Annotated in this window: 18 protein-coding genes; 12 read left to right on the forward strand and 6 right to left on the reverse strand. The window is 69.1% G+C overall.

Annotation, left to right across the window (positions count from 1 at the left end):
* Window positions 1–1151 (forward strand): right-handed parallel beta-helix repeat-containing protein (locus tag VFT73_RS08685; RefSeq protein WP_326409927.1); only part of this gene is annotated, 1151 nt, incomplete at its 5' end.
* Here the strand turns inward: VFT73_RS08685 and VFT73_RS08690 are convergent.
* Window positions 1111–1674: a hypothetical protein gene (locus VFT73_RS08690; RefSeq protein ID WP_326409929.1), complete on the reverse strand. Its 564-nt coding sequence runs from the start codon at window positions 1672–1674 to the stop codon at window positions 1111–1113. The genes VFT73_RS08685 and VFT73_RS08690 overlap by 41 nt on opposite strands.
* A 59-nt stretch (window positions 1675–1733) precedes the next feature.
* Window positions 1734–2771 (reverse strand): rod shape-determining protein, encoded by a 1038-nt coding sequence (locus tag VFT73_RS08695; RefSeq protein ID WP_326409931.1) that lies wholly within the window; start codon window positions 2769–2771, stop codon window positions 1734–1736.
* A gap of 309 nt (window positions 2772–3080) precedes the next feature.
* Here VFT73_RS08695 and VFT73_RS08700 point away from each other — a divergent pair, with 309 nt between their 5' ends.
* A complete protein-coding gene (locus VFT73_RS08700) occupies window positions 3081–3353 on the forward strand; it encodes a hypothetical protein (RefSeq protein WP_326409933.1) in 273 nt (90 codons plus the stop codon).
* Window positions 3354–3386: 33 nt separating this feature from the next.
* Here the strand turns inward: VFT73_RS08700 and VFT73_RS08705 are convergent, their stop codons facing one another.
* Window positions 3387–4541 carry an aminotransferase gene (locus VFT73_RS08705; RefSeq protein ID WP_326409936.1) on the reverse strand — a complete coding sequence of 385 codons (1155 nt, stop codon included), beginning with the start codon at window positions 4539–4541 and terminating at the stop codon, window positions 3387–3389.
* A 62-nt stretch (window positions 4542–4603) separates the two neighbouring features.
* Here VFT73_RS08705 and VFT73_RS08710 point away from each other — a divergent pair, with 62 nt between their 5' ends.
* Genes VFT73_RS08710 through mtnA form a run of 5 tightly spaced genes read left to right on the forward strand, consistent with a single transcriptional unit; the run spans window position 4604 to window position 7884 of the window.
* Window positions 4604–5188 carry an NAD(P)H-dependent oxidoreductase gene (locus VFT73_RS08710; protein ID WP_326409938.1) on the forward strand — a complete coding sequence of 195 codons (585 nt, stop codon included), beginning with the start codon at window positions 4604–4606 and terminating at the stop codon, window positions 5186–5188.
* Window positions 5188–5772 (forward strand): methylthioribulose 1-phosphate dehydratase, encoded by a 585-nt coding sequence (gene mtnB, locus VFT73_RS08715; protein WP_326409941.1) that lies wholly within the window; start codon window positions 5188–5190, stop codon window positions 5770–5772. Before VFT73_RS08710 ends, mtnB begins: the two co-directional genes overlap by 1 nt.
* A complete protein-coding gene (locus tag VFT73_RS08720; protein WP_326409943.1) occupies window positions 5769–6266 on the forward strand; it encodes a cupin in 498 nt (165 codons plus the stop codon). The genes mtnB and VFT73_RS08720 overlap by 4 nt, the downstream gene beginning before the upstream one ends.
* Window positions 6263–6853 (forward strand): acireductone synthase, encoded by a 591-nt coding sequence (mtnC, locus tag VFT73_RS08725; RefSeq protein ID WP_326409945.1) that lies wholly within the window; start codon window positions 6263–6265, stop codon window positions 6851–6853. Before VFT73_RS08720 ends, mtnC begins: the two co-directional genes overlap by 4 nt.
* Window positions 6850–7884, forward strand: coding sequence for an S-methyl-5-thioribose-1-phosphate isomerase (mtnA, locus tag VFT73_RS08730; protein ID WP_326409947.1), 1035 nt, complete (start codon window positions 6850–6852; stop codon window positions 7882–7884). Before mtnC ends, mtnA begins: the two co-directional genes overlap by 4 nt.
* On the opposite strand, the gene VFT73_RS08735 is transcribed toward mtnA, so the two are convergent.
* On the reverse strand, window positions 7885–8421 hold the full coding sequence (locus VFT73_RS08735; RefSeq protein ID WP_326409949.1) for a DUF4142 domain-containing protein: 537 nt from the start codon (window positions 8419–8421) through the stop codon (window positions 7885–7887).
* A 123-nt stretch (window positions 8422–8544) separates the two neighbouring features.
* Here VFT73_RS08735 and VFT73_RS08740 point away from each other — a divergent pair, with 123 nt between their 5' ends.
* Together VFT73_RS08740 and VFT73_RS08745 are read left to right on the forward strand one after the other, a co-directional pair.
* Window positions 8545–9153, forward strand: a complete 609-nt coding sequence (locus tag VFT73_RS08740; protein ID WP_326409951.1) for a hemerythrin domain-containing protein — start codon at window positions 8545–8547, stop codon at window positions 9151–9153.
* Window positions 9150–9389, forward strand: a complete 240-nt coding sequence (locus VFT73_RS08745) for a hypothetical protein (RefSeq protein ID WP_326409952.1) — start codon at window positions 9150–9152, stop codon at window positions 9387–9389. Before VFT73_RS08740 ends, VFT73_RS08745 begins: the two co-directional genes overlap by 4 nt.
* Before the next feature lie 53 nt (window positions 9390–9442).
* Here VFT73_RS08745 and radC read toward each other — a convergent pair whose 3' ends face one another.
* Complete coding sequence (gene radC / locus VFT73_RS08750) at window positions 9443–10120, reverse strand: RadC family protein (RefSeq protein ID WP_326409953.1); 678 nt, start codon at window positions 10118–10120, stop codon at window positions 9443–9445.
* 48 nt (window positions 10121–10168) lie between these two features.
* Here radC and VFT73_RS08755 point away from each other — a divergent pair, with 48 nt between their 5' ends.
* The 3 genes from VFT73_RS08755 to VFT73_RS08765 are packed head-to-tail and all read left to right on the forward strand — an operon-like array spanning window position 10169 to window position 13919.
* The gene (locus VFT73_RS08755) at window positions 10169–13318 is read left to right on the forward strand and encodes an intermembrane phospholipid transport protein YdbH family protein (protein ID WP_326409955.1); all 3150 of its coding nucleotides are present in this window, start codon (window positions 10169–10171) and stop codon (window positions 13316–13318) included.
* Between the two features lie 47 nt (window positions 13319–13365).
* Window positions 13366–13545, forward strand: a complete 180-nt coding sequence (locus VFT73_RS08760; RefSeq protein WP_326409957.1) for a YnbE family lipoprotein — start codon at window positions 13366–13368, stop codon at window positions 13543–13545.
* Window positions 13542–13919 carry a DUF1318 domain-containing protein gene (locus VFT73_RS08765; RefSeq protein WP_326409960.1) on the forward strand — a complete coding sequence of 126 codons (378 nt, stop codon included), beginning with the start codon at window positions 13542–13544 and terminating at the stop codon, window positions 13917–13919. The genes VFT73_RS08760 and VFT73_RS08765 overlap by 4 nt, the downstream gene beginning before the upstream one ends.
* A 139-nt stretch (window positions 13920–14058) precedes the next feature.
* Here VFT73_RS08765 and VFT73_RS08770 read toward each other — a convergent pair whose 3' ends face one another.
* Complete coding sequence (locus tag VFT73_RS08770; RefSeq protein ID WP_326409962.1) at window positions 14059–15828, reverse strand: chloride channel protein; 1770 nt, start codon at window positions 15826–15828, stop codon at window positions 14059–14061.
* Between the last annotated feature and the right edge of the window lie 88 nt (window positions 15829–15916).

Consider the following 15916-nt stretch of genomic DNA (forward strand, 5'->3'; position numbering starts at 1 on the left):
CTCTCCCGGACCGGTCGCCTGGGCGACCGCCGATGGGAGAGTGTCCGGTGGTGCTGCTGAAATCCGCGACGGTGTTCCTCGCCAGCCTGGCGGGGCTGTTGCTGGCCTCTCCGGTCAGTGCGCCGACGAATAGCGGGGGCAGTGCGCGGCCGGCCCGCGGGCCCGTTTCCGAAGCGGAATGGAAGGCCTTGCTCGCGAGCCACCAGAAAGGCGGCGTGATCGAGCTGGGCGATCGCACCGTCGCCTTCGGCCGGCAGGTGTTCCGGCCAAGCGCGCCGGTGACGATCCGCGGCGGCGTCTTCGGCCCGATCGTGCTCGACGGCTGGCGCAACGTGACGTTCGATGGCGCGACCTTTTCAGGACCGCCAGGAACACCCGCCGTCCAGTCGCTGATCGTCGCTTCGAACGCGGAGAGGCTGACGATCCGGAATTGCCGCTTCACCGGCTATCAGGCGGAGGACGGCCAGCTGCACGTACGCGGCCCCTCTATCCGGAACAGCCAGAACGTCACGATCGAGGGATCGACCTTCGAGAATATGGCCGGCAATCTGGGCCTGGTGCGCTCGACCGGCGTGCGCTTCCGCAACAACGAGCTCCGCCGCATCCGCGAGGGCATCCAGATCCAGGGCGGCAGCGACATTCTGATCGAAGGCAATCTTTTCGAGCAGTTCATGCCCTCCAAGGGCGACCATCCCGACGCGATCCAGCTGTTCACGACCGGACTGCGGCCGGGCGAAGTGGCGGCGCACGACATCGTCATACGCAACAACCTGATCCTGGCTGGCGGCAAGGCGCAGGGCGTGTTCGCGGGCGACGAGAAAAGGCTGGGGGCGCAGGGGCTCGGCTATCGCAATTTCACGATCGAGAACAATGTGATCATCAGCGCCGCCTGGCACGGCATCACCACCGGCAATGTCGACGGGCTCACCATCCGTGGCAATCACCTGTTCCGGGTGGCCGGCACCGACACGATGGACAGCCGCATCACCGCAGGGGGCGCCAACATCACCTTGGAAGACAATGACGCGAACGCCTTCATCCTGGCGGACGGCGTCAACGGTCCGCGCAATCGCAGGACCGGCCCGGTCAAGGCCGCGCAGGTTCAGTCGATCATCGCCCGGTGGAAGGCGCAGTTCGGTCAGCCGTCATGATCGCCGGTTCGGGCCCGGCGGGATAATTCTCGGGCGTTCGTTCAAAAGAAGGCTCGTCGGATACCGGGAGGGGCGGCGGCCGATAGTCCGCTTCCAGGACCGCAGGCGGCGGGGTTTCGAGGCGGTCCTGCGCCGCCCATGCCTCATCATCCGGGCCGGCATTGGCGGGCGGCACGGGCTCGACTTTGGTGATCAGCAGCGGCCCGCCATAGCTGCCGGCGGGGAAGTCGGGACGGGCGACGAGCTTCTTCATCTCCGCCTGGCAGGCGGCAAGGAACTCGGCGTTCATCTTCGGGCATTGGCGCAAGCCGCCGTCGAACGCGGTGCGGGCCCAGCCCTTGCCGGCGCTCGCCTGATCGACAGGAGTCGCAGGTGCGGCATCCGTGACAGGCATTTGCGGCGGCGGAGTCCAGACCAGCGCGTCGGTGGTGACGCTGCTGGCGAGCGCGCCAAGCATGATGCCGGCGCCGATCAGCAGGCCGCCGATTCCCGCGATATTTGCTTTCCTGCGGAGCCGCTTCATGCCCGCTCAACCCAGTCGATCGGCGCCGGTTCCGGACTGGCCCCGAAAGCGCAAGCCGATCAGGCCGCCAGCAGGACGCCGCGATAATTCGGGTCCTCCAGCGCGCGGCCGGCGCCGCGGGCGACGCAGACCAGCGCGTCGTTGGCAACGGCGACCGGCAGGCCGGTGGCTCTGGAGATGCGGCGATCGAGGCCGTGCAGCAGCGATCCGCCGCCGGTCATGACGATGCCGCGATCGACGATGTCCGCAGCGAGCTCGGGCGGGGTCTGTTCGAGCGCGGCGCGGACGGCATGGACGATGTGGCCGACCGGCTCCAGGATCGCATCGGCGATCTCCTGCTGCCCGATCTCGATCTCGCGCGGCTTGCCGGCGACCAGGTCGCGGCCCTTCACTTTCATGTGCGGCTCCGTCCCTTCGTCGGCAGCGGCCGTGCCGATCTGATGCTTGATCCGCTCGCTGGTCGCTTCGCCGACGACCAGGTTGTGGCGGCGGCGGATGGACGCGGCGATCGCATCGTCCAATTTGTCGCCGCCGACCCGAACCGAGCCGCTATAGGCGAGGCCGCGCAGGGACAGCACCGCGACCTCGGTGGTGCCGCCGCCGATATCGACGACCATCGCCCCGACCGGCTCCGTCACCGGCAGGTCGGCGCCGATCGCGGCCGACATCGGCTCCTCGATCAGCCAGACCTTGCCGGCGCCGGCGTTGGTGGCAGCATCGCGGATCGCCCGGCGTTCGACATTGGTGGAGCCGGACGGCACGCTGATCGCGATCTCCGGACGGCGGGGAAGGGCGGACCGGCCGCCCTGCGCCTTCTCGATGAAATGCTTGATCATCTGCTCGGCGACTTCGAGGTCGGCGATCACGCCGTCGCGCAACGGGCGGATGGCGCGGATGTTCGCCGGCGTCTTGCCCATCATCAGCTTGGCGTCGCTGCCGACGGCGCGGACCTTCTGCACGCCGTCCCGGGTTTCGAGCGCCACCACCGACGGCTCGTTCAGCACGATGCCCTTGTCGCGCACCCACACCAGCGTGTTCACTGTGCCGAGATCGATGGCCATGTCGTGGGACGACAGGCGAAGAAAACGCGAAAACATGACTGTACGACCCCGGAGTGCGCCCGGACGCATCAAGCGGCATTGCGCAGCTGCCGCCAAGCGCTCCGATTTCGGTTCGGCGCATGCCTGCCTCGGAACTCGGGCCAGCCGTTTCCTCGCCACGACGGAGCGAATAATTCGCTGAAAAGGCAACATTTGTTAGCCTGGCTCGCTTCGCCCGGACTCCCCGCACGGACCGTCGCGGACGCGAAACGGGGTTAATCTGGCGTTCACCGAAAAAGGCCGGTCGTGCGCGTGGGGCGGGCCTGATTTCGTCCGCTCCGCTCCACCTCTATCGGGGACAATCTGATGAAGAAGATCCTGTTCGTTGCTGCCGCTGCGATGCTCGGCTCGGCCCTCTACGCGCAGACGCAGCCGCCGGAGCCGGCGCCGACCGCCACGCCCGACGCAGCGCCGACCCCGGCCGATGCCATGGACGCGACTGCTCCGGCGGATGCCACCGCGCCCGATCCGGCCCAGCCGGCGACGACCGAAGCTGCGCCGCCGTCCGATACCGACTCGGCCGCGACGACCGACGCGCACAAGGGCAAGCACAAGAAGAAGCCGCGCGGCGGCATGTAAGTCAGGCGGGGGGGCTTCGGCCCCCGCGTCGCTTCAGCGGAACGCGGCGCGTGCCCGCGCCATCCGCTCGATCGCCGCGTCCAGCGTCTCGTCGCGCTTGGCGAAGCAGAGCCGGACGATGTGCGTGACCGGATCGGCAGCATAGAAGGCCGAGACCGGGATCGCGGCGACGCCGAACTCCGCGACCAGCCGCTCGCAGAAGGCGACGTCGTCGAGCGCCACGCCGGAAGCTGCGAGGTCGAGCGAGAGGAAATAGGTGGCCTGGCTCGGCAGCACGGCCCAGCCGGCCTCGCGCAGGCCCGCCGTCAGACGGTCGCGCGAACGGGCGAAATCGGCGCGCATCGCCTCGAAATAGCTGCCGTCCTTGCCGAGCCCATAGGCCGCCGCGGCCTGCAGGTTGGGCGGCGTCGTGAAGGTCAGGAACTGGTGCGCGCGCGACAAGGGGCCGGCAAGCTCCGGCGCGGCGCACATCCAGCCGACCTTCCACCCGGTCAGCGAGAAGATCTTGCCGGCCGATCCGATCTTGACCGTCCGTTCGCGCATGCCCGGCAGCGCCATCGGCGAGAGGTGGCGGAGGCCGTCGAACACGACATGCTCCCACACCTCGTCGCTGATCAGCACCGCGCCTGAGGCGATCACTCGTTCGGCAATGAGCGCCAGCTCGTCGGCGCCCATGACTGTGGCGGCCGGATTGAGCGGCGTGTTGAGGATGACGAGGCGGGTGCGCTGGCTGAAGGCGACGTCGAGCGCGTCCGCGGTGACGCGCCAGTCGGGCGGGGCAAGGCGCACGAGCTTCGCCATGCCGCCCGCGCGGCGGACCAGCGGCAGATAGGCGTCGTAAAGCGGCTGGATCAGCACCACTTCGTCGCCCGGCGCAACCAGCGCCAGGATCGCGGCGGCGATCGCTTCGGTAGCGCCCGACGTGACGGTCACTTCCTCAGGGCGAAGATCGAGCTGCTGGTGGCGCCGGTAATGGGCGGCGACGGCCTCGCGAAGCTCGGGCAGGCCGGCCATCGGCGGATATTGGTTCGACCGTTCGGTGAGCGCCCGCGCTGCGGCCTCGACCACATCCGGCGGCCCGTTCGAATCGGGAAAGCCCTGGCCCAGGTTGATCGCGCCGGTCTCCCGCGCCCGCGCCGACATATGCTCGAAGATCGTGGTCGGCATGTTGGCGTAGAGCGGGTTCATGACCGCCTTAGAAAAGAAAGGGAGGGCTTCGACAAGCTTCGCCGGGCGCGTATGGAGCGGGAATGCGCTTCCTCGTCTTCTACGGCTCCTACCGGCGCGACCGGCTCGGCATCCGGCTGGCGAACTATTGCGTCGCCGGGCTGGCCGGGCGCGGGCACGATGCCGAGCTGATCGACGCGCAGGCGGTCGGGCTGCCGATGCTCGACCGGCGGCTGCGCGAATATCCCGAAGGCGAGGCGCCGGCCAACATGGCCGAGCTGGGCGCCAAAATCCGCGCGGCCGACGGATTCCTGTTCGTGACCGGCGAATATAATTGGGGGCCGCAGCCGGGCCTCAAGAACCTGACCGATCATTATCTGGAGGAATGGTTCTGGCGGCCGGCGGCGATCGCCAGCTATTCGATCGGCCGGATCGCCGGCGCGCGCTCCAACCTGACCTGGCACGGGACGCTGTCCGAAATGGGCATGGTCGTCGTCTCCAGCACGATCACGGTCGGGCAGATTCAGTCGGCGCTCGACGAGGAGGCTGAACCGATCGGGGAAGGCGGCGCGGCGCTCGCGCGTGCCTTCCCCCGCTTCGCGGCGGATTTCGAATGGTGGGCGGAAGCGGGCAAGGCCCAGCGGGCGCTGAAGGCGCCGCCCTATTGATGACGTTCGACGAAGCAGCCGAGGCGCTGGCGGCGGTGGGCCGGGCGTTCCACGCGCGCGGCTGGGCGCCGGCGACATCGGGCAATTATTCCGCGCGGCTGGAGGACGGGAGCATCGCGATCACCGTCTCCGGCGCGCACAAGGGGCGGTTGGCACCCGGCGACGTCATGGTGCTGGATTCGGGCGACCCGCGGCGGCCTTCGGCGGAGACCGCGCTGCATCTGGCCGTCTACCGCGCCTTTCCGGACGTTCGTTCCGTGCTGCACAGCCATGCCGCCGTCTCGGTCGCGCTGGGGCGCACGAGCGGCGACGCCTGGACGATTGCCGGGCACGAGTTGCTGAAGGCGCTGCCGGGCATCGACACGCACGACACCAGCGTCGCCGTGCCGATCGTCGAGAACAGCCAGGACATGGCCACGGTCGAGACCGAGGCGATGCCGCGGATCGGGCGCGCGCCGGCCTTTATGATCCGCGGCCACGGGCTATATGGGTGGGGCCGCAGCATCGCCGAGGCGGAGCGCGTGATCGAAGCGCTCGAATGGCTCGCCGAAGCGGAGCTGGCGGAGCGGAGATTCAGGGGATGACGCGGCTCACGATCTTCGATGAAGCGGGCGCGGAGGTCGGCGCGACCGGGGACGCCGACGCGATCACGGCTGCGCTGGGCGGGATCGGCGTGCGTTTCGAGCGATGGCCGGCGTCGGAGCAGGACGCGCGGAGCGAAGCGCTGCGGGCGGAGGGCTACACGACGGTGGACACCGTTTCCGTCACGCCGGACCATCCCGATCGCGACGCGATGCGCGCGAAGTTCCTGTCCGAACATCGCCACGCCGACGACGAGGTGCGTTATTTCGTCGCGGGCTCCGGCCTCTTCACGCTGCGCGAACGGGGGCGCATCTACGCCGTACGGTGCGAAGGCGGGGACCTGATCTCGGTGCCGGCGGGCATGCGCCACTGGTTCGACATGGGGCCGCGGCCGCATTTCACCGCAATGCGCTTTTTCCGCACGCCCGAAGGCTGGGTCGGCGACTTCACCGGCGACCCGATCGCCGATCGTTTCCCGCGGCTGGAGCCGGCATGATCCGCGCGATCCTGACCGACATCGAAGGCACGACGTGCAGCATCTCGTTCGTCGCCGACACGCTGTTCCCCTATGCCCGCGCGCGGATGCGCGACTATGTCGCCGCGCACCCGGACGAGGCGGAGGGCGTGCCGGTCGAGACGCTCGAACGCTGGATCGACGAGGACCGCAAGGAGCCGGTGCTGAAGCGCATCCAGGGGCAGATCTGGCGCGACGGCTTCACCAGCGGCGAGCTGAAAGGGCACATCTATCCCGATGCGCTGGCGGCCCTTCGGCGCTGGCGCGAGCAGGGCCTGCGGCTGTTCGTCTATTCGTCGGGCTCCGTGCAGGCGCAGCGGCTGCTGTTCGGGCATTGCGAGGCGGGCGACCTGACGCCGCTGTTCGAGGGCTTTTTCGACCTGTCGATCGGATCGAAGCTGGAGCCCGATTCCTATCGCGCCATTGCCGAACGGGTCGGCCTGCCGTCCGCGGACATCCTGTTCCTGTCCGACAATGACCGCGAGATCGCGGCGGCGCGCGCCGCCGGGCTGCACGTCCAGCTGATCGACCGGGTGCGCGGCGACACGTTCGAGAGCATCCGTCATTGAAGCTGAACGGCGAATGGGCTCGCTCGGTCGCACGGACGATGGACGGCGTGCGCATCCTCGACCAGCGCAAGCTGCCCTGGGCCGTCGAATGGGTCGAGCTGACATCGGCCGAAATGGCGGCTCGGGCGATCCGGGAGATGTGGACGCGCGGTGCGCCGCTGATCGGCGCGGCCGCGGCCTATGGGCTGGCGATGGCGCTCAGGGGCGATCCGCTGTCGCTTGACCGGGCTTATGCGCAGCTGCTCGAGACGCGCCCGACCGCAGTCAACCTGCGCTGGGCGCTGGATCAGGTGCGCGATCACGTTCGCAACCTGCCGCTCGCCGAGCGCGCCGAGGCGGCCTTTGCGCGGGCGGATGCGATCTGCGACGAGGATGTGGCGCTCAATCGCGCGATCGGGAAGCATGGGCTGGCGCTGCTGGAGGAACTGCACGCGCGCCACCCCGACCGGCCGCTGAACATCCTGACGCACTGCAACCCCGGCTGGCTCGCGACGGTCGACTACGGCACCGCGACCGCGCCGATCTATCTGGCGCACGATCAGGGTATGCCGCTGCATGTGTGGGTCGACGAGACGCGGCCGCGCAACCAGGGGGCGCTGCTGACCGCGTTCGAGCTGTCCGGCCACGGCGTCCCGCACAGCGTCATCGCGGACAATGTCGGCGGGCTGCTGATGCAGCGGGGCGAGGTCGACCTGGTGATCGTCGGCACGGACCGCGTCACCGCGAACGGCGACGTGTGCAACAAGATCGGCACCTATCTGAAGGCGCTCGCCGCGCACGACAATTGCGTGCCCTTCTATGTCGCGCTGCCCTACACCACGATCGACCGCAGCCTCGCTTCGGGCGATGAGGTGCCGATCGAGGACCGCAGCGGCGACGAACTGGCCTGGATCACGGGGCCGACCGCCGACGGCGCGTTTGCGGCGGTCAAGGTCACCGGCTCGCCGGTCCACAATCCGGCCTTCGACGTCACACCGGCGCGGCTGGTGACCGGCTACATCACCGAACGCGGAGTGACGGCGGCGATCTGATCAGTCGGGCGCGGGCGCGCCCATCGCGCTCTGGATGCGGCGGATTTCGTCCAGATGGTGCTGGATGATCGGCACCGCGGCTTCGGCGACCGCCCTCAGGCCGGGATTGTCACCCTGGTCGGCATAGCCCTGGTGCAGCGCCAGCGCCTTTTCGTGCGCCTTCACCTGCTGGTCGACATACAGCCGTTCCATGTTGTCCTTGCCGGCGGCGCGCAGGGCCTTCAGCATCGCGGCTTCGGGCGGCAGCAGGTTGGTCGTGCCGGCGTTCGCCGCCCTGGCCGCAGCCATCAGCTGGGCGCTGGTGCGCGTATGGTCGTCGATCATCATTTGCGCGAACTGTCGCACGTCGGGGTTCGTCGCCGCGCCCAGCATCAGCTTGCTGGATTCGATTTCGTAATTGTCGGACGACGCCGCCATCGAGGCATAGGTGGCCGAGGCAGTTCGGGCATGGAGTCCGGGCGTCTGCGGCGCGTTCTGAGCCATGGCCGGCACCGTCCCGGTCAGCGCCAGCAGTGCAATCGCGGTCACGCTTTTCATCACGGGTCCTCCTGTTGCGCTGCGCGGCTCAACCCTTTGCCGCACGGCGGGTTCCGCAGGGGGAACGAGCGCTCCGCCCGGGGGTTTTGACGGGCAAGGGCTCAACCTTTCAGGAGATGATCGATGGCGACCGAAGCAGCGTCCAAGTCCACGCGTTCCCGCTCGAAGAATGGCGAGAATGGAAAGGGCGGCGGCTCGACCGGCGCGTTGATCGGCGCGGCCGCGGCGGGCGTTGCCGTCGGGCTGATGGCCAATCTCGGCCGCAAGGCGGCGGTGCAGGCGCCGACGATGATGGCCGGCGATTGGGATCAGGCGCTCGCCGCCGAACATGCCGCGACGATGAAGCTGTTCGACGCGATGCAGGCGACCACCGACAAGAACACGACCAAGCGTTCGATGCTGCTGATGCAGCTGAAGCATGCCCTCGCCAAGCACGCGATCGAGGAAGAGAATGCGGTCTATCCGTGCCTGCGCGATTCCGGCCAGACCGAAGAGGCCGATCACCTGAACCACGATCACGGCTATGTGAAGCAGTTCCTCTACGACCTCGACAACATGCCTAAGGATTCGCCCGCCTTCATGACCAAGGTCGGCGAGTTCCGCAGCGCGGTCGAGGAGCATGTGCGCGAGGAAGAGGACAAGATCTTCCCGAAGCTGAAGGCGAAGCTGAGCCCCGAACAGAACAAGGCGCTGACCGCGGCGATGAACAAGGAAGGGTTCAAGCTGGCATGACCGAGGACCGCAACATCTCCACCGAGCACCAGCTGCCCGGCGATGCCGCGCGGCCGTCCGATACGATGGATCGCGAGCAGCCGCGCTCACCCGAACAGGAGCAGGGCGACCGGGGCAAGCGGCCCTTCATCGCCGACAATGGCGAAGTGCACGGATCGGGCTCGGGCGCCGGCGGCGGCAATCCGGGCGAGGATTTCGACGACGATCCGCCGAGCGGTGGCGGCAACCTGACGTAAGGGTCGACGCGCCGACACTGACCCCCTCCCTTTCCGGGAGGGGAAGCTCCCGGCTACAACAACCCCATCGCGCGCATGCTGCTATGGCCTTGCGCGCCGATGATCACATGGTCGTGCACCTGGATGCCGAGGCGCTTGCCTGCCTCGACGATGTCGCGGGTGACGGCGATGTCCTGGCGTGACGGGGACGGGTCGCCGCTCGGGTGGTTGTGGACGAGGATGAGGCTGGACGCGTGCAGGTCGATGGCGCGGCGGATCACTTCGCGCGCATACATGGCCGCTTCGCTGGTCGAGCCTTCGCTCATCAGTTCGTCGCGGATCAGCATGTTCTTCGCGTTCAGGAACAGCACCCGAACCCGCTCGACGCCCAGGTGCGCGAGGTCCGCGCGCAGATAGTCGAGCAGCGCGTCCCAGCTGTTCATGATTGGCCGCGCCTTGATCTCTGCGGCCAAAAGCCTGAGAGCGGCTGCGTTGACGATCTTCAATGACGCCACCGCCGTTTCGCTGAAGCCGGCCCTTTCGATCGCCTCGGCATCCGCGGCGAACAATCCGCCGATGCCACCGAATTCGTTCAGCAAGCGTTTCGCAAGCGATTTGGTATCGCGGCGCGGAATGACGAGGGCGAGCAGATATTCGACGATTTCATGGTCCAGCAGCGCGTCGGCACCGCCGCGCAGCAGCCGCTCGCGCAGACGCGCGCGGTGGCCGGCCCCCTCGTCTTCCCCCGTCATCGCGGCCAGACTTAAGCAGCTGTTCGCGCGGGAGCAAATGCCGAAGTGATGGCCGACGCGAATCCCGAGGAACCGATGGTGCGGGAGCGGCGGCGGCGCGGGCGCACGATCCTGATCGCGCTGCTCGTGTTCGTCGCGCTGACGCTGCTTGGCCTGTGGCTGGCGCGCGAGCCGATCGCGACCGACCTGATCGACCGCGAGCTCGCCCGGCGCGGCGTGCCGGCGCGCTATGAAGTGAAGCGCATCGGCTTCAGGACGCAGCGGCTGGAAGGCGTCGTCATCGGCGACCCGCGCGCGCCCGACCTGACCGCCGACTGGGTGGAGGTCGATCTGACCCCGACCTTCGGGACGCCGTCCGTGCGGGAAATCCGCGCCGGCGGCGTGCGGCTGCACGGCCGGCTGGCCGACGGGCGGCTGCGGCTGGGCGCGGTCGACAAATTGCTGCCGGCCCCGACCGGTGCGCCGTTCCGGCTGCCCGACCTGCGCGTTGCCCTCGACGACGCGCGGCTTGCGCTCGACACGCCGGCAGGGCCGGTCAGCCTGAGGATCGACGGGCGCGGCAATCTCGCCGATGCCTTTGTGGGGCGCTATGCGGCGACCGCGCCGGCGCTCGATCTTTCCGGCTGCACCGTGAGCGGCCTTGCGTTGCAAGGCACCGTCACGACCCATGCCGCGCAGCCGAATTTCACCGGGCCCGCGAACGTGCGATCGCTCGTCTGCGGCGACGTGCGGATCGCCGCGCTCTCGGCCAATCTCGACGCGACGCTGCGTCCGGCGCTGGACGGGTGGCGCGGGCAGGCGAAGCTCGCCTCGAAAGAGGTGACGGTAGGCGACTGGTCAGCCGATGGCGCGCGCGGGCAGATCGACTTCGCCGGCAATGCGGGGAAGACCGCCGGCTCGCTGCGGCTGGTCGGTCTCGGCGTATCCGGGCCGCCCGCGCGCACGCCGCATGCCGAGCTGGGCGGAAGCTATGTCGTCGAGGCGGCGCGTGCCGAACGGCTGGGCGAAGAGCCGGCCACCGCCGCGACGAGCATTCGCTTCGACGGCGGCCTGACCGCACGCGCGGTGTCGCTGGCGAGCGCACCGCGGCTGAACGGCTTTGCCGACAGCGTCGCCGGCACCCCGCTTGCGCCGCTCGCCCAGGCATTCGCGCGCGTCGCGACGGCGGCGGAGCGGTCGTCGGACCTGCACGCAAGCCTCAGCCTGGCGACGCGGGGCGGCGCGGGCTCGGTGCGGATCGCCTCGGCAGAGCTGACCGGCGGCGGGGCGCAGCTGCGCTTCTCGGGCGGCGAAGGCGCACGGCTGGTCTGGCCCGGCGCCGGGACGCTGCAGATCGACGGGCAGCTTGCACTGACCGGCGACGGCGTGCCGCGCATCCTTGCCGAGCTGCACCAGAGCGCACCCGGCGCTCCGGTCTCCGCGCTCGTCCAGATGGCGGCGTTCGAGTCCGGGGGCGCAAGCGTTGCGGTGGCGCCGGTGCGGTTCGACAATGGCCGTTTCGCCACGGTGCTGAAGCTCAGCGGCCCGCTCGCCGGCGGCCGAATCGAGGAAGCGACGCTGCCGCTCCAGGGCCGGCTTGGACCGGGCGGCCTGATCCTCAATCCTGGCTGCGCGCCGCTCGGCTTCCGAAGCCTGACCGTCGCGGGCCTGACGCTCGAGCCCGCGAAGCTTCGGCTGTGTCCCGCGGGCCCGGCGCTGGTCGCGAACGGCCGGGTGGCGGGCACGATCGAGGCGCCGCGGCTGCGCGGCACGCTTGGATCCAGCGCGATCATGCTGGCGGCGGACCGGGCGCGGTTCGACGGCTCGGGCTTCCGCATTGCCGGCCTCGCCGCGCGCCTCGGTTCCGGCGACGCAGTCAGCCGGCTCGACGTGTCGGAGCTGAACAGCACGGCGGGGCAGGGGATCGGCGGCCGCTTTGCCGGCGCGTCGGGCCAGATCGGCAAGGTGCCGCTGATCGTCAGCGATGCGGCCGGGCAGTGGCGCTTCGCGAACGGCGGCCTCACCGTGTCCGGGGGCCTCACGCTTTCGGACGAGGCCAACCCGTCGCGCTTCAACCCGCTGGTCTCGCGCGACGTCGCGCTCGCCATTCGCGGCAATGCGCTCACGGCGACCGGCACGCTGCTCGAGCCGCAAAGCGGCGCGCGGATCGCGGCCGTCGACCTGCGCCACGACCTCGGCCACGGCACCGGCAGCGCCGATATCGACGTCGCCGGCATCCGCTTCGGACCCGCCCTCCAGCCGGAAAAGCTCACCCGGCTGACGCTGGGCATCGTCGCCGACGTGAACGGGACGCTCAGCGGGCAGGGCCGGATCGCATGGAATGCCGAGGGCGTGACCAGCACCGGGCTGTTCCACGTCGCCGCCGACTCGCTCGCGGCGCCATTCGGTCCGGCGACCGGCATCAGGACCGACATCCGGTTCACCGACCTGCTCGGGCTCGTCACCGCGCCGGACCAGCTGCTGACCGTCGCCACCGTCAATCCGGGCATCATGGTCGAGGACGGGGTCGTGCATTACCGGCTGCTGCCGGAGCTGAAGGTGGCGGTGGACAGCGCGCGCTGGCCGCTTGCCGGCGGGACGCTGACGCTGCGGCCGACCGTGCTCGACTTCTCCGAGGAGGCGGCGCGGCACCTGACCTTCGATATCGCCGGGCTCGACGCCGCCAAGCTGATCAACAAGCTCGAATTCGACAATGTCAGCGCGACCGGCACGTTCGACGGCACCTTGCCGATGATCTTCGATCGCGACGGCGGGCGCATCGTCGCCGGTTCGCTCGTCTCGCGCGCGCCGGGCGGGACGCTCGCCTATGTCGGCGAAGTCTCGAACGCCGATCTCGGCATCTGGGGCGGGATTGCGTTCGATGCGCTGAAATCGATCGCATACGAAGCGATGACGATCGATCTGAACGGCAAGCTCGACGGCGAAATGGTCAGCGAGATCCGCTTCAACGGCGTCAGCCGCGGCACGATCCAGCCGGTCGCGACCGGGCTGATCGCGCGCGTAGGCGGACAGCTGGCGAAGCAGCTGCAGGCGCTGCCCTTCATCTTCAACATCCGTATCCGCGCGCCCTTCCGCGGCCTGATTTCCAGCGCACGGAGCTTCTCCGATCCCAGCCTGTTGATCCAGGACCGGCTCGGTCCGGCCTTTCAGGCGGAAAAACCGCCCGTTCAGCCCTCCGACAGCGAGAATAAGCGATGAAGACACATGAGTTGACGCCACGGAACGGGGGTGCGAGCCATCGCGGCATGCGATGGGCAGGACCTCTGGCGATCCTGATCGGGGTAAGCGGCTGCGTGCAGGTCACGGCGCCCGACAAGCCGATCGAGATCAACCTGAACGTCAATGTGAAGCAGGAAGTGCTCGTGAAGCTCCAGCGCGACGCGCAGGATATCATCGAGAATAACCCGGAGTTGTTTCCGAAATGACCAGATTTGGCAAAATCATCCTTGGCGGCCTCGGCGTCGCGCTGATCGGGCTGGCCGGCGCGGCATGGGCGCAGGGCGGCGTCAGCGCGGCGATGGCGGCCGGTCAGGTCGGCGAGCGCGCGGACGGCTATCTGGGCGTGCGCGGCTCCGTCTCCGACGCGGTCAAGGCCGAGGTCGAGCAGATCAACATCAAGCGTCGCGCGCTCTACACCAGCCGCGCGGCCGAGCGCGGTGTCGCGGTCGAAGCGATCGCGGCGGCGACGGCCTGCCAGGCGATGCAGCGGGTCGGCGTCGGCCAGGCGTACAATCTGGGCGGCGGCTGGGCAGTGCGCGGCGCGGGCGATCCGGCGCCGAAGCCGGGGAACTGCCCCTGAGGAATTTGTGCTCAGACCGGTTTAGTCGCTCGTCCCGAGCGGAGCGCGTAGCGCGTAGTCGAGGGGCGCTTGCACTGGTCCGCGAGCAGCGCCCCTCGACTACGCTCGGGACGAGCGACCTGGTTGATCGACAGCCGCTCTAAACTTGCCGTTCCCGCTCTGCGCGCAGGGATTCGGCGCGGGAGCGGAGCAGGTCGCGGCGCGCGACGATGCCGAGCAGCTTGCCGGTCTTTGAATCGACGACGCAGATGCGGCCCATATTCTCGGTGATCATCATGTTCGCGACCTGGTTCGCGGGCGTCATCCGCGTCGCCACCGGCAGCGACCGGTCGGACAGGAGCTCGCCGATCGTCGCATCCAGATCGCCTTCGCCCTGGCTCCAGCGCAGCGCATCGGAGCGCGACGCAAGGCCGATCGGCCGTCCGGCGGAATCGACCACCGGATAGCTGCGGTGCCTGGCGCCGGCCTCGAAAAACTGAAGCGCCTCGGCGATGGTCATGTCTTCCGGCAGCGTGTCGGGCTTCGCGGTCATCAGGTCGCCGGCGAGGCCAAGCGCGAGCGGATCGATGCTGTATTCCTGGCTGATGTGACGGCCGCGCCGCGACACCTTCTCGGTCAGGATCGAGCGCTTCAACACCAGCACCGCGACCGCAAACGCCGCGCCTGAAGCGGCAACGGTCGCCGGCAGTGCAGTGAAATGGCCGGTCAACTCGACGGTGAAGATCGCGCTGGTCAGCGGCGCCCGCATCGACGCGCTCATCACGCCGGCCATGCCGATCATCGCCCAGGGGCCGCTGCCGCCGGGCAGCCAATGGCCCAAAATCCCGCCGAACGCGCCGCCGATGATCAGCAATGGCGCAAGGATGCCGCCGGACGTGCCCGATCCCAGCGCGATCAGCCACACGATCGCCTTGGCCGCAAACAGCAGGACCATCGCCCCCATCAGCAGCCGCCCGTCGAGCAGGTCCTGGATGTTTCCATAGCCCGCACCCAGCACGCGCGGCTCGATCAGGCCGCCGATGCCGACCGCCACCGCGCCGATCGCCGGCCACCACATCCAGTGCACCGGCAGGCTGTGGAAGCCATCCTCGATCCGGTAGAGCATCGTCGACAGCAGCGCCGCGACCGCGCCGGCGATGCAGCCCATCAGCGCCGCGATCAGCAGCGTCGGCCCGGACTCTCCCAACGTGCCGGCGAAGGCGAACAGCGGGCCGGAGCCGATCAGCAGCGGCCGCCACGCCAGCGCGGTCAGCACGCTTGCCACTACGGGCACGAAGCTGCGCGGCTTCCATTCGAACAGCATCACCTCGACCGCCAGCAGGATCGCGGCCAGCGGCGTGCCGAAGATCGCGGTCATCCCGGCCGCGGCGCCCGCCACCAGCAGGGTCTTGCGCTCGGCTGCGGTCAGCCGAAATTGCTGGGCGAACAGCGATCCGATCGCGCCGCCGGTCATGATGATCGGGCCCTCCGCGCCGAACGGGCCGCCGCTGCCGATCGAGATCGCCGACGAGATCGGCTTCAGCAGCGCGACCTTGGGCGACAGCCGGCTTTCGCCGTACAGGATCGCTTCGATCGCCTCGGGAATGCCGTGGCCGCGGATCTTGTCTGATCCGAAGCGCGCCATCAGCCCGATGACCAGCGCGCCGAGCACGGGCGCCAGCACCACCACCGGTCCGGTCGCGGCGGCCGCGATCGGCAGCGATTCCGCGGAAAGCCGCTGGTACCAGATCAGATTGGTGACGATCGCGATCAGCTTCAGCAGCACCCACGCCGCCGCGGCGCCGCCGGTGCCGGTGACCAGCGCCATCGCCATCAGCACGATCATCCGCTTGTCGGCGCTGTGATCGGCCAGCTTGGGCGGATTGGCAATTCCGCTGGTCGCCCGCTGGGCTCGGCCGCTATCCGCCATCTCGGTCCTCATACTGCGTCGGGGGAGAGGCCGAATGGGTCCAACTGGAACATAAATCAAGCGATGGCGCGGGTGCAGACCGCCATTC

The organism is Sphingomonas sp. (genome assembly GCF_035758555.1).
Taxonomy (GTDB): domain Bacteria; phylum Pseudomonadota; class Alphaproteobacteria; order Sphingomonadales; family Sphingomonadaceae; genus Sphingomonas_B.

What these genes read in the sequence shown, in the direction of transcription:
- VFT73_RS08690 (WP_326409929.1), bottom strand. Translation starts at nt 1,674, where the DNA reads ATGAAGCGGCTCCGCAGGAAAGCAAATATCGCGGGAATCGGCGGCCTG.
- VFT73_RS08695 (WP_326409931.1), bottom strand. Translation starts at nt 2,771, where the DNA reads ATGTTTTCGCGTTTTCTTCGCCTGTCGTCCCACGACATGGCCATCGAT.
- VFT73_RS08700 (WP_326409933.1), top strand. Translation starts at nt 3,081, where the DNA reads ATGAAGAAGATCCTGTTCGTTGCTGCCGCTGCGATGCTCGGCTCGGCC.
- VFT73_RS08705 (WP_326409936.1), bottom strand. Translation starts at nt 4,541, where the DNA reads ATGAACCCGCTCTACGCCAACATGCCGACCACGATCTTCGAGCATATG.
- VFT73_RS08710 (WP_326409938.1), top strand. Translation starts at nt 4,604, where the DNA reads ATGCGCTTCCTCGTCTTCTACGGCTCCTACCGGCGCGACCGGCTCGGC.
- mtnB (WP_326409941.1), top strand. Translation starts at nt 5,188, where the DNA reads ATGACGTTCGACGAAGCAGCCGAGGCGCTGGCGGCGGTGGGCCGGGCG.
- VFT73_RS08720 (WP_326409943.1), top strand. Translation starts at nt 5,769, where the DNA reads ATGACGCGGCTCACGATCTTCGATGAAGCGGGCGCGGAGGTCGGCGCG.
- mtnC (WP_326409945.1), top strand. Translation starts at nt 6,263, where the DNA reads ATGATCCGCGCGATCCTGACCGACATCGAAGGCACGACGTGCAGCATC.
- VFT73_RS08735 (WP_326409949.1), bottom strand. Translation starts at nt 8,421, where the DNA reads ATGAAAAGCGTGACCGCGATTGCACTGCTGGCGCTGACCGGGACGGTG.
- VFT73_RS08740 (WP_326409951.1), top strand. Translation starts at nt 8,545, where the DNA reads ATGGCGACCGAAGCAGCGTCCAAGTCCACGCGTTCCCGCTCGAAGAAT.
- VFT73_RS08745 (WP_326409952.1), top strand. Translation starts at nt 9,150, where the DNA reads ATGACCGAGGACCGCAACATCTCCACCGAGCACCAGCTGCCCGGCGAT.
- radC (WP_326409953.1), bottom strand. Translation starts at nt 10,120, where the DNA reads ATGACGGGGGAAGACGAGGGGGCCGGCCACCGCGCGCGTCTGCGCGAG.
- VFT73_RS08755 (WP_326409955.1), top strand. Translation starts at nt 10,169, where the DNA reads ATGGCCGACGCGAATCCCGAGGAACCGATGGTGCGGGAGCGGCGGCGG.
- VFT73_RS08760 (WP_326409957.1), top strand. Translation starts at nt 13,366, where the DNA reads ATGCGATGGGCAGGACCTCTGGCGATCCTGATCGGGGTAAGCGGCTGC.
- VFT73_RS08765 (WP_326409960.1), top strand. Translation starts at nt 13,542, where the DNA reads ATGACCAGATTTGGCAAAATCATCCTTGGCGGCCTCGGCGTCGCGCTG.
- VFT73_RS08770 (WP_326409962.1), bottom strand. Translation starts at nt 15,828, where the DNA reads ATGGCGGATAGCGGCCGAGCCCAGCGGGCGACCAGCGGAATTGCCAAT.